Below are 11,789 nucleotides of genomic sequence, written 5' to 3'. Positions count from 1 at the left end.
TCGTCCCTTTTTCTTATTTTGGAAAAACCGTCTTGTTATTTACAATATACCAAACATTTTTCACTCCTTCGCCATTGACATCTCCCGCTGCCTTATCATTCACAAAATAGTAGAGCGGAAAACCTTTGTACGTTACCTGCTCTTCCCCTGTATCTTCCCTTTCAATGGTTCCAAAGTCTTTTTCCTCAAATCCTTTTGGAACAGCAAAATCCCTTTCCATGAACGGTGGCCATTTTTTCAGACAATCACCGATGCAATTGCTTTTTCCTGATTTATCATTCTTGAAAAAGTAAAGTGACATTCCCCTCGAATCAGCCAAGTATTCGCCTGTTGTTTCACTTTCCATTAGTTTTAGGGTTTCTGCTTTTTCATCGGCAGTACCACTAACCACTTGATCATTTTGGGATGAATCATTAGCTTCATTTCCACATGCCGCCAAAGCTAGAACCATCATAAAAACTGAAAATACCATCCACTTTTTCATATACTCTCACTCCTCGTCAATTTACTTCCATCCCCATTTTTGAAATACTTGATGGGATTCTTCCGTTTTAAGATAATCAATGAATTGTTTTGCCTTTTTCTTGTTTTCACTCTTACTCGTTATGCTTATCGGGGTTCCTCTATAGAGCTTGTCTTCCTCAGGGAGCTGAACCAGGTCCGTCACATCCGCAAGACGGTAATGCCAGGATTCATATGTGATCCAAGCGTCCAATTTTGAATTTGCCTTCCATAGATCGATAGCTTCGGCACTGGACTTCACTGAAATGTCAATATTCCTGGTAATTCCAGGAATCAATCCTTTCCTTCCAGCCAAATCTTCCCATAGCCCCAGTTGCCCGGCTCCATTAACATCCACAATCTTTACGCCCTTCTTCGATAAATCCTCCAGGGATTGTATATTCTTTGGGTTTCCTTTTCTAACCAGGATGCCAGCTGACCGTGTATACAATTCAGTGCGGCTCTTTTCATTAATGATACCTGGATGATCATGCATAAAATCTGTTAGCATATACTCTGACCCTCCGTAAATGATATCCGCATCCCGTTTGGCTTGATCAATCCATTTTTCTTCGGGTCCCGCTGTTACTTCAACTTTTATCCCGGTTTCTTTGGTGAATTGTTCCGCCACTTCCTTGATTGGTCCAAGAGGTCCACCTGGTCCATATACTTTTACGACGTCGTTGACAGCTTGCCCCCGTTTCGCACCCATTTCCGATGAAAATCCTAACAGTACTAGCATCAATGATATCCACCCGACAATAAGAACCTTTTTCAAGTCTTTTCTCTCTCCCTTCTAAAAAGCCTTTGTACTATAGATAACGGGACAAACTTCAAAACGGTTTGAAAAAAATGTTAATTATTTATAACTTGCAGCAAAGCACACTGATGATTTCTAGTTTTTCACTTTTTCTCTCAACAAAAAAACCATTCGAAAACGGAATGGTTGCAGACTGTGGACAAACTCCTTAGTAATTGAGTTTGTCTACTATTTGGCTTATAAAAATTTGACGTTTTGGAATGTAGAGCCCTGCTTTCCACGGGCGATCCTCCCCACTCAGGTGTCTCGAACACCCGCTCAAATCACCTTTGTTTCAAAATTAAAATAGAGCTCTTTCTACCAGATTTCATGCACATACTCTTTCAAGTCTCTTAAAACAAGTGGCAGAAAAGGTTAGCTTGAATTGCTTCCCTTTCTCTGTCTTTTTCTTTTTCTTTTCCTTACAACAGCAATCACCAACAATAACAGAGGAATAATCGTTTGCATCAAAATTCCATGAAATGGGAAGGCGATGACATCATATCGACTGACAGCCATAGAGCTAGGATACGACCAAAAGCTGAATTCTACAATCAATATCCCTATCGGCCATACAACAGGACGATAGTCGGAGAGATTCAGCCACTGCGCGGTACCTAAAGCAGACGCATAATAAAACACGGAAATTTTGACAAACGCTCCTACTATCCATACAGCCATGATGGCGGACTCCAAATGTTCAAAAAAGTCGGCCAAACTGATGTACCGAGATACATTCATCACGGGATAATTCTTTGTTGATGTTGTTGCCCCGAGTATAAAAAGAACCATAAGATTCACCACAATTAACGTAATCATCACGGCAAAAACAGACATCATCCCGGATTTCATCCCTTTTTTCATATCGGTTAAAAAAGGGAGGAGAAAAATCATCAGAAAAAACTCGCTGAACCATCCACCCGGTACAATCGAGCCCTTGATTGGAGGCATAATTCCATTCCCCAAAATCGGGAATATATTCTTAAACTCAAGATCAGGGCCTAGGAGGACGATTAAAATTAGGATTGGAAAGATAAAAACGGGAACCAACAATTGGGCAGCTCTCCCCAACACTTCTATCCCTCCGCGTACGATAAAGGCACAAAGGAGTACCATCGATGCCATGATAACGCTAATCGGGGTTTTGACCAGAAAAGAGTCGACAATGAATTCTCCGTAACTTCTTAGGATTTGCCCTGTGATCGGGATATAAAAAAACAAGAATAAAAAACCGAGAATTTTCCCCGGAATCCGACCAATGATCTGTTCACTGAATTGGATAACCGTTTGTTTCGGATAAAGTTTGTGCAGTTTATAAGCGATATACACCGTCGCATACCCGATGAGAGACGCCAAAATGGGGGAAAGCCATAAATCAGTTTTAGCATATTTCGCTGTGATGCTTGGAACACCGAGAACAGCCGTTGCCACAATCGTTGGATACATCATGAATGCCATCTGTAAAGATGAAATTTTTCCTTTCTCCATCATCTTCCTCCTTTCCGTGATAGTATGAAAATTTGAAATCACAAAGCCCACTGATAGTTTTACTTTTTCATAAATTCTTCAATCGGCTTAAAAAAGAATTTCAATCCATTCGGCTGGTTTCGGTTCCTTTACGATTTCTTTTCCTTACAACAGCAATCACCAACAATAACAGAGGAATAATCGTTTGCATCAACATTCCTTGTAACGGAAAGACGTTGACATCATTACGACTGACTTCCATGGAGCTTGGCAACGACCACAAACTGAATATGACAATAAAAATCCCAACCGGCCATACAATAGGTCGATAGCCGGAGAGATTCAGCCACTGCGCTGTACCTAAAGCACATGCATAATAAAAAGCGGAAATTTTCACAAACGCCCCTACAATCCATACCGCCATGACGGCGGACTCTACATGTTCAAAAAAGTCGGCAAAACTGATGTATCGAGATACACTCATCAGTGGGTAAAGTTTTGTGGATGTGGTTGCCCCGAGTATAAAAAGAACCGTAAGATTCACCACAATCAACGTCATCATCACGGCAAACACAGTCATCATCCCGGATTTCATCCCTTTTTTCATATCCTTCAAAAAAGGAAGAAGAAAAATGATCAGGAAAAACTCGCTGAACCATCCACCCGGTACAATCGCACCCTTGATTGGAGGGATTATACCATCCGCCAATACCGGGAATATATTCTTGAATTCAAGATCAGGAATCAGCAAGATGATTAAGATACAGATTGGAAAAATGAAAACAGGTACAAACAATTCAGCAGCTCTCCCCAACACTTCTATTCCCCCACGTACAATGAAAGCACACAGAAGCACCATCGATGCCATGATCACACCAATCGGGGTACGTACCAGAAAAGAGCCGACAAGAAAATCTGCGTAGCCTCTGACGAGTAGCCCCGTGTTCTGGATATAAAAAAACAAGAGTAAAAAACCGAGAATTTTACCCGGAATCCGACCAATGATCTTTTCAGTGAATTGGAAAACCGTTTGTTTTGGATAAAGCTGGTGCAGTTTATAAGCGATATACACCGTCAGATACCCTATGAGCGCAGCAAAAATGGGGGACAGCCATAAATCAGTTTTGGCATATTTCGCTGTGATGCTTGGAACCCCGAGAATGGCCGTTGCCACAATCGTCGGATACATCAAGAATGCCATCTGTAATGATGAAATTTTCCCTTTCTCCATCTGCTTCCTCCTTTCTGTGATAATTTGAAATCACGCAACCGACTGATAGACTCACTTTTCCATAAACTCTCCAAATGGCCTGAAAAGAACTTCAATCCATTCAGTGGGTCCTGACATCTGTGGGAGATTGAACATGGACATAGCCAAGCCAGTGAGGAGCAATGTAAGAAATGCCACTTTATCTTTTTTAGGATTTTGTTTCATTTTCGGCCATTCATACAAAATGATTAGCGTTACAATCGCAGCTGTAAACAAAAAGGCACCCCATCTCACTTGTCCTTCACCTCTTTCTCTGACAACCCCGCCGGTTTGTTTATATAGCCCTGTCTTCTAATATGGGCCGCAACATCAACTTCCACTTCCATTTTCGCGAATATCTCATCCCAGTGGTTATCTACCTTATTAAACTGTTTAGGATATTTCCTATAGAAATCTTTACCCAATCCTAAAATGTCCGCTTTCTTATCCTGAGTATGCATAAAGGCCATCTCGATGCGTTTTTCAATATCTGTTTGATATGCTCGTTCTGCAGCTTTTAGAGACTTTGGATTTGAAAGGTTCAAATTCGTTCCATTTTGTATAACAGCTCCATCTGTATTTATTTTAACCAGTAATTTCCATTTTTCGTTGATGATTTGCGGAATGATCTTGACTTTGGCTGACACTGGACTTAAAGATATTTTCCCTTTCACCCCTTTGGGTTGGAAGGTCACGGTGTATGATTCCACCTCATCCCTTAACCACAATAGCCCTCTGGTTTCCTTTTCAGTCATCGTCCCAGTCATTTTATCTTTTTTGAACACGGCTGTCCCAACAATGTAAGGAATTCCCTGTAATTTCGTTTGCCCTTTCCCCGGCGGCAATATTTTAACGATTGGAATTGCGGCCGCCTGAGGCCTACCGGTTAACATTTCATCTAAATCCTGCAGTGTGACCAGCATCCCAATATGTAAATCAGATAGTTCTCTCAGCACTTCCCCTGAATAATTTTCCAGGGGTGGCAAAGATTCAAGGATAGGCTTTGCATCCCCTTTGCTGACATACACATTTGCTTTCTCTCTTGGCTGCGGATGGCGCAGCAAAAAATCAAGCTGCTCTTGAATTCCTTCCTTCGCTAACTTTTCACCGAATACAAATACTTTACAATGTCCCCAAAATACTTTTCGCGGAAGCTTGCTTTGCAGCTTAGACAATGCATCTGAAATATTGGCGCCTTTTTCATATCTCACCATTGTCGTAGCCCCACTCCCCCCCTGACTGCTCCCTCCTTGACCGCCTCCACTAGTTATTGAACTTGGAATAAAGACTTGGACGGATAGTTCGATTTGATCATTACCCTTCTTATCGATGGCGGCGGCTGTGACAATCGCCAAGTCAGTGATTTCTATTCGATCCCAACAACCGCTTAGAAAAGTCGTGGTTCCACAAATAACGAGCAAAAGAAGGACGCTTTTCATGAAATGACGCCTCTTTCCTTTCTCTAATATGCTTTTTCGCCTCCAGCCATTATTCACTCCTCTTCACTCCCCCTTTTTGGATTTGGACTCTGTTCCGGGGCTTGACGGTATGCATTAGAATCCCCTGTTAGATGCGGGCGTGTATCCATCATCCACCAAGGAGCTCTCCACAGCACATCTTTCAGCTCTTTACCTTTTAACGGTGCCAGTGGCGTTAAGTAGGGAACACCGAAAGAACGCAAGCTGCATAAGTGAATGACTATGGCGATGATCCCCATCATGATGCCAAGCAGTCCTAAAGTACCAGCAAGCAGCATCATCGGGAAACGCAGCATCCGGAAAGCAATTCCGGCAATATAGCGAGGCATCATAAAAGAAGCAATTCCCGTAATTGCAACCACAATGACCATTGGGGCTGACACCAAGCCCGCTTGTACGGAAGCTTGACCAATCACCAGCGCTCCAACAATGCTGACGGCAGAACCTACCTGCTTCGGCAAGCGAACCCCTGCCTCTCTTAGTGCTTCAAACGTAATTTCCATAGCCAATGCCTCTACTATTGCAGGAAAAGGGACCGATTCCCGGGATGCTGCTACGCTTAGCAGGAGTGCGGTCGGGACCGCCTCATGATGGAACGTCAAAATAGCAACATAAAGGGAAGGAAGCAAAAGAGATAATCCCATAAAAAAATATCGTAACCAACGGATAAAAGTGCCTGCCATAAAACGTTGAGCATAATCCTCTTGTGATTGAATCAAAGAAAAGAAGGATATTGGTGCAATTAAAGTAAAAGGGGTTCCTTCCACAAGAATGACAGCCCGTCCCTCCAGCAAGCTAGCACAGGCTACATCCGGCCGTTCTGTCGACATGATCTGAGGAAAAGGTGAAAACGGATTGTCCTCGATCATTTCCTCGATGTACTCGCTTTCTAAAATACCGTCTATTTCAATTCGTTCCAACCGAGTTTTAATCTCATCAATCAGTGTTTTATCCGCAAGTCCATCAATATAAGCAATTGAAACATTCGTCCTGGTAAGGGTTCCAATCTTCATCGATTGTATTTTAAGGGCAGGACTTTTAATAATACGTCGCAATTGGGACGTATTTACCTCTAGAGATTCAATAAATCCCTCTCGCGACCCCCTAACTCCCCCCTCTGCCACAGGTTCTTCAATGGCCCGCTTTTCCCATTTGGACAATCCTAAAGAAAATCCATCACTTTCCCCTTCATATAGAAGGATCGGGTTTCCAGAGGAAATCGATTCAATGCAATCCGCCAACATATTCACTTTCACCACTTTAGGAACAGGCATTTTATGTTCAATAAACTCATGTAATGGTTGTGGTTCTTTTGATGACTCCTGCATGAGTGGAGATAGCACATATTGCTCTATTGCCTCGATGTCCGAGAGTCCCGCAATGTAAATAAGCATCGCCCGCGTCTTTCCGAAAAGTAAGAACGAGCGGAACATGACATCCGAGGAATTATCATAAACTGAACGAAGTGTTTCTACATTTTGGCTAAAATTCACATCAAGTGCATCTGCAGGCTTGGAATCTAGGTAATTATTTTGCATCAGGGATTTTTTTACTTTCTTATTTTTTAATAATTTGCCTATATTACGAATCAAGCTGGTTACCCCCATTTTTTTGCAGGTCGCTCTAACTCCATTTTTCTATGTTTCTTCATTAAGGGTATTTTATACAGGAAATCCTGTTTCCGACATGAACTAATTTTCAAGGAAAAGCTATGTTATAAGTTGGCTTTGAATAAACCGTAAACTCTTGTGATATCCTGTTTGTAATTAATGACTAAGGGGTATATCAAAAACCGAGGCTATATATTAGTCGAAAACACTGTCTATGGCTAAGTATTGTATTTTGAATAAGTTACACAGGACCATAAAGTAGGGGTTACTTTTTAAAGGATGGATATTGCTTTTTAAACACCTCTGTTTTTTTATACATTGCATGGGCAATAGACTAAAACATTAGAAGATAAGGGAGATTCTATGTCATTCTTAATCACATTGCTCGGATTATTGGTGTCCACAATAATCGCTACAATATTAAATGCTATATGGCCTCGTATCCCACTTCCGATATATCAGATATCCATGGGAGCAGTGTTCTCATTATTACCATTTCAATTATCATTTGATTTTCATTCAGAATTATTTATGATCTGTGTCATTGCTCCGCTGCTTTTTACAGAAGGAAAAAATACGTCTCGTAAAGAAATGCTTGAATTGCGTAAGCCCATTCTGTTATTAGCCTTTGGGTTAGTCTTTGTGACGGTTTTTGCAGGAGGCTTTTTCATTCACTGGTTAATACCTGATATGCCGATGGCTGTGGCTTTTGCTTTAGCAGCAACCATTACCCCTACGGATGCGGTAGCGGTACAATCGATTACAAAAGGATTGAAATTGCCTGGAAACATGATGCCCATCCTTGAGGGTGAATCACTTTTCAATGATGCTGCTGGAATCGTCGCTTTTAAAGTTGCCCTGGCAGCTGCCTTAACTGGAGTGTTTTCTATAAAAGATGCTTCGCTTAATTTTATATTTGTAGCATTAGGCGGTATCTTTATAGGAATCCTATTGGGCTATTTAATCGTTAAATTACGATTATTTTTACGGGTTCAAGGACTTGAAGAAATCCCAATGTCCATTGTCATTGAACTAATTACGCCTTTCGTCATATATATGGTAGCTGAAGAATTCCATGTTTCCGGAATCTTGGCAGTGGTTGCCGCAGGTGTAATTCATGGCATCGAGCGGGATCGCCTTCAGAATTCCACAACTAAATTGCAAATTGTATCATCTAATACATGGTCTGTATTAGGTTATGTCTTGAATGGACTTGTATTTGCTTTGTTAGGATTTATGTTGCCGAGTGTTTATCAGGAAATTGAGTCCAACTTAAATAGGGGCATTCTTTTTGGGATAAGTGTCTTGATCGTTCTTTTATTATTGGTGATCCGTTTTATATGGGTATACATCCTGCATGATACTTTTACGAAAAACAGAGTGAATCCATTAGAGCAATTCATTATGTCCAGGGTTCACCCAGAAGATAGCGAGGACACTGATGAGGAGAATGTTTCAAGACCACGATTTGCATTTTTGACATCCGTTAGCGGCATTCATGGAACCATTACATTAGCTACAGCTTTATCCATACCATATTTTATGCCAGATGACACTTTATTCCCGATGCGTAATACAGTCTTGTTCATCGCAGCTTGCGTTATATTGTTAAGCGTCACATTGGCTACGGTTCTCTTGCCATTACTGGTAAAGACACCGATTGAATTCAAAGATGAACGCCTAACCTCTGAGGAGGCTTATGAAATTGTTTTAAATAAAACGATCGATCAGCTAAGCAAAGAAGCAACCATGGATAATCAGAAAGCTATCAATCAAGTGATGGAAGATTTGAATGAACAACTGATTGATTTGGAACGGGGAATCACGAACAGACCCGATAATCGAACAATACGCGATTTAGTGGAGCAAGGGACCAACAAGGAATTGGAAGTCGTTTCTGGATTAGTCGAAAAAGGAACTATATCTGAAACAGCCTTAGAACTTTATAAAGTGTATCTTTCAAGAACCATAAATTATATGCAAAAATCTTCGCTGAAAAGGGCTTGGATCAATTTGCAGGCGATTCTTTTCAAGAAAAAGATCAATGTCAAATGGGATAAGAAATGGGAAGCGAAAGTAGAGGACTCCATCGTTAAAAATGCGGACCTGATCCGGGAGTTTCGTAAAGCCCAAAAAGAAGCTTCAAAGGAAGCCATTTCATTGCTCAAACAACAAACTACACCTGAAAACCGTCATGAAGTGATGCTTGTCATTCAAAGATATAATCGTTATTTGAATCCATTCGGAACATTAAGTGAAAAAGAAGCACATCGCTTTGAAGAGATGGTGAGTCATTTTCAGTTGATTGCAATGCAAATCGAACGTGATATCATTCAACAAATGGTTGAAGATGATCAAATATCCATGCAAACAGCAACTGAGCTTAGACAAAACTTAATCTATGATGAAATGATAATGATACAAAGTTAAGAAATGTTAGAGACACCGTTACGACAGGGAGCGGTGTCTCTTTATTTACATTCCAAAGCAAGGATGTATACCTCTGGAAAAATGAAATGACCGTAGATAGAGCAGGTATAAGGGCTTTCGTCGAAATTCCAGAGGATTCATGGCATCTGTTCCCATTATTCTTTATGGCTCTCAGTTTTGCAGCTTTTACAATTGAACCTAAATCAGTTAATACAAGTATCTTGAAGCTGACAGGTCAATACAACGAACTCTTCCTTGAATTCAAGATACATCGTACATAACAAAGATAAAAAGCATGTTCGTTTCTGTGTATCACGAGTAATTGCTCCAAACTCACGAGTAAAAGCACCGAATTCACGAGTATTTGCCCAAACTCACTAGTAAAAGCGCCAAACTCACGAGTATTCGCTCTAAACTTGCCAGTAGAAGCCGAATTCCCCTTCCAATTTACTCTGATTGATCAATCCTCTGTGCCGATCCTTCTCAATTCCTTATTTTATCAATTCCTTCATTCAATATTTTCACTTGGAAGCGAAAATAGAGATAGAATGCGGTCCAGATGATCATATAGAATGGTATGAAAATCCAAACTCCTATAGCTAATCCTTTTAAGCTGAACGGAATCCAACCAATAAAGAAAGATAATAGGAAGTAAAGAATGCTGACGGTAAGGAAGTGCAGAATGGTTTGAGATAACAAACTCCATTTTTCATTTTCAAAGAAGATTGTTGCCGTGATGAAGAACCAGCCGCATACTAGGCAGCCACTGGCTGCTCTACCTCTCTCTTATTCGTCTTAATTTGCCCGGTCAAGAACCGTGGTCATAATCCATCTAATGAGTTCTTGAGTTTAATACTTGATTCATTTTTACAGGATCAGTTAAGTTTTCAGGATTAAGCAATTCAGCCGCTCCCGCCTCATTTAATAAACCTTTTGCTATCGCTACTTCTTTTACTGTAATATTTTTTTCGTAAGCTTCCAAGGCTATATTATTGGCTGTTTTATACCTGAATCTAGAAGAAATTACGACGGACAAAGATAACGAATTCTCTGCGTTCTTCAAACAAACCGCCTTATTCGCTTCAATACCGTTTAGGCACTTTTCAGTAAACATCGTAATACAATTTGTTAAAATAGAAAAAGAGTCAAAGATATTTTTCAAAATAATCGGTTCCCAGATGTTCAAATCCAGTTCACCTCGATCTACAGCGAAAGTAATCGTTTGATCATTTCCATATACATCAAAATAAACCTGGATCATCATTTCGGGTATACATGGATTGATTTTACCTGGCATAATGGAGGAACCCGGCTGTACCGCTGGCAAATTGATTTCAGCAAATCCTGCCCTTGTCCCTGACGAAAGTAATCTTAAATCGCTGGCCATTTTTGATAATCCACTCGATAATCCTTTTAAGCAAGAAGATATTTTTTAATAAAAATCTGCATTTTGCAGGGCATCAAAGAAATTATCCTCTTTGATAACAGCTAAATGTGATACCTCTGGCAAATATTCATACATCTTCTCTGTGTAACCAGGAGCAGCTACAATACCAGTCCCCACTGCCGTTGCACCAATTACGATAGACCAGCAATCTTTTTGAAGTTTCTTCATTTCTTCTATCTGTCTCTTGATAAAAGTATGATACCCGCTAAATTGTTGACCTAGAGTAATGGGTACAGCATCTTGAAGGCATGTTCTTGCCATTTTTTACAACGCTCGAAAATTCATTCGTTTTATTCGCCAATGAGCATTCAATTTTATTTAAACTGATTAATAAATCATCTATATAGGAAAAGCAAGCCATCTTCATTGCACTTTAAGCACATCGTTCGTAGATTGAGACATGTTAACATGTTCATTCGGATGGACGAAATTATACCCTTTATTACCAGTCAGTAATTCATTTGCCCGGTTAGCAATGACTTCGTTGACGTTCATATTAATGGAGACTCCGCCATCAGCTTGATAAATATCGACAGGAAATTGATTTTTCTTTCCCCATTCACTATTTCATCTACAGTTTTGCAAATTACGTCTTTCTTTTCTTGATCAAGGACCCCTACACTGTGATTAGAAATCGCTGCCGCTTTTTTTATATAAGCCATACTTCTAATTAAGTGGGGATATGATTCAATCGACCGACCAGAAATTGAGAAGTTTTGGCAAGCACGAACCGTTTGTATTCCATAATAAATATCCTCATCAATCTCCATTTCTCCCATTAAATCTTATTCTACACGCATTTTTCAAC

Annotated in this window: 11 protein-coding genes and 2 pseudogenes; 2 read left to right on the top strand and 11 right to left on the bottom strand. The window is 40.3% G+C overall.

What is annotated here, in order from left to right; translation table 11 throughout:
* Positions 1-13: 13 nt before the first annotated feature.
* The 7 genes from ACQKMF_RS00500 to ACQKMF_RS00470 all read right to left on the bottom strand — a co-directional run bounded on the left by ACQKMF_RS00500 (position 14) and on the right by ACQKMF_RS00470 (position 7,032).
* Positions 14-484, bottom strand: a complete 471-nt coding sequence (locus ACQKMF_RS00500) for a COG4315 family predicted lipoprotein (RefSeq protein WP_402939919.1) — start codon at positions 482-484, stop codon at positions 14-16.
* A gap of 21 nt (positions 485-505) precedes the next feature.
* Complete coding sequence (locus ACQKMF_RS00495; protein WP_402940171.1) at positions 506-1,213, bottom strand: extracellular solute-binding protein; 708 nt, start codon at positions 1,211-1,213, stop codon at positions 506-508.
* A 462-nt stretch (positions 1,214-1,675) separates the two neighbouring features.
* Entirely contained in the window at positions 1,676-2,788 is a 1,113-nt protein-coding gene (locus tag ACQKMF_RS00490) for a GerAB/ArcD/ProY family transporter (RefSeq protein ID WP_402939922.1), read from the bottom strand.
* 100 nt (positions 2,789-2,888) lie between these two features.
* The gene (locus tag ACQKMF_RS00485; protein ID WP_427571305.1) at positions 2,889-3,998 is read right to left on the bottom strand and encodes a GerAB/ArcD/ProY family transporter; all 1,110 of its coding nucleotides are present in this window, start codon (positions 3,996-3,998) and stop codon (positions 2,889-2,891) included.
* A 51-nt stretch (positions 3,999-4,049) separates the two neighbouring features.
* A complete protein-coding gene (locus ACQKMF_RS00480) occupies positions 4,050-4,271 on the bottom strand; it encodes a hypothetical protein (RefSeq protein WP_402939928.1) in 222 nt (73 codons plus the stop codon).
* Complete coding sequence (locus tag ACQKMF_RS00475) at positions 4,268-5,455, bottom strand: Ger(x)C family spore germination protein (RefSeq protein WP_427571303.1); 1,188 nt, start codon at positions 5,453-5,455, stop codon at positions 4,268-4,270. Before ACQKMF_RS00475 ends, ACQKMF_RS00480 begins: the two co-directional genes overlap by 4 nt.
* A gap of 53 nt (positions 5,456-5,508) precedes the next feature.
* Positions 5,509-7,032: a spore germination protein gene (locus ACQKMF_RS00470; RefSeq protein ID WP_402940174.1), complete on the bottom strand. Its 1,524-nt coding sequence runs from the start codon at positions 7,030-7,032 to the stop codon at positions 5,509-5,511.
* Between the two features lie 435 nt (positions 7,033-7,467).
* Here ACQKMF_RS00470 and ACQKMF_RS00465 point away from each other — a divergent pair, with 435 nt between their 5' ends.
* On the top strand, positions 7,468-9,534 hold the full coding sequence (locus tag ACQKMF_RS00465; RefSeq protein ID WP_427571301.1) for a Na+/H+ antiporter: 2,067 nt from the start codon (positions 7,468-7,470) through the stop codon (positions 9,532-9,534).
* Positions 9,535-9,620: 86 nt separating this feature from the next.
* The gene (locus ACQKMF_RS00460) at positions 9,621-9,815 is read left to right on the top strand and encodes a hypothetical protein (RefSeq protein ID WP_427571299.1); all 195 of its coding nucleotides are present in this window, start codon (positions 9,621-9,623) and stop codon (positions 9,813-9,815) included.
* Positions 9,816-10,017: 202 nt separating this feature from the next.
* On the opposite strand, the pseudogene ACQKMF_RS00455 reads toward ACQKMF_RS00460, so the two are convergent.
* From ACQKMF_RS00455 to ACQKMF_RS00440, 4 genes and pseudogenes are all read right to left on the bottom strand, one after another.
* Positions 10,018-10,287 (bottom strand): annotated as a pseudogene (locus ACQKMF_RS00455) (DUF3021 domain-containing protein); the annotation flags it as partial.
* Positions 10,288-10,366: 79 nt separating this feature from the next.
* Complete coding sequence (locus tag ACQKMF_RS00450; RefSeq protein WP_427572379.1) at positions 10,367-10,648, bottom strand: hypothetical protein; 282 nt, start codon at positions 10,646-10,648, stop codon at positions 10,367-10,369.
* A 177-nt stretch (positions 10,649-10,825) separates the two neighbouring features.
* Positions 10,826-11,482, bottom strand: a pseudogene (locus ACQKMF_RS00445) (lyase family protein); the annotation flags it as partial.
* On the bottom strand, positions 11,473-11,751 hold the full coding sequence (locus ACQKMF_RS00440) for a hypothetical protein (protein WP_402939940.1): 279 nt from the start codon (positions 11,749-11,751) through the stop codon (positions 11,473-11,475). The pseudogene ACQKMF_RS00445 and the gene ACQKMF_RS00440, both read right to left, overlap by 10 nt.
* Between the last annotated feature and the right edge of the window lie 38 nt (positions 11,752-11,789).

It is taken from the genome of Peribacillus sp. NPDC101480, from assembly GCF_050277335.1.
Taxonomy (GTDB): domain Bacteria; phylum Bacillota; class Bacilli; order Bacillales; family DSM-1321; genus Peribacillus.
This window is presented reverse-complemented; position numbering and strand designations above follow the sequence as displayed.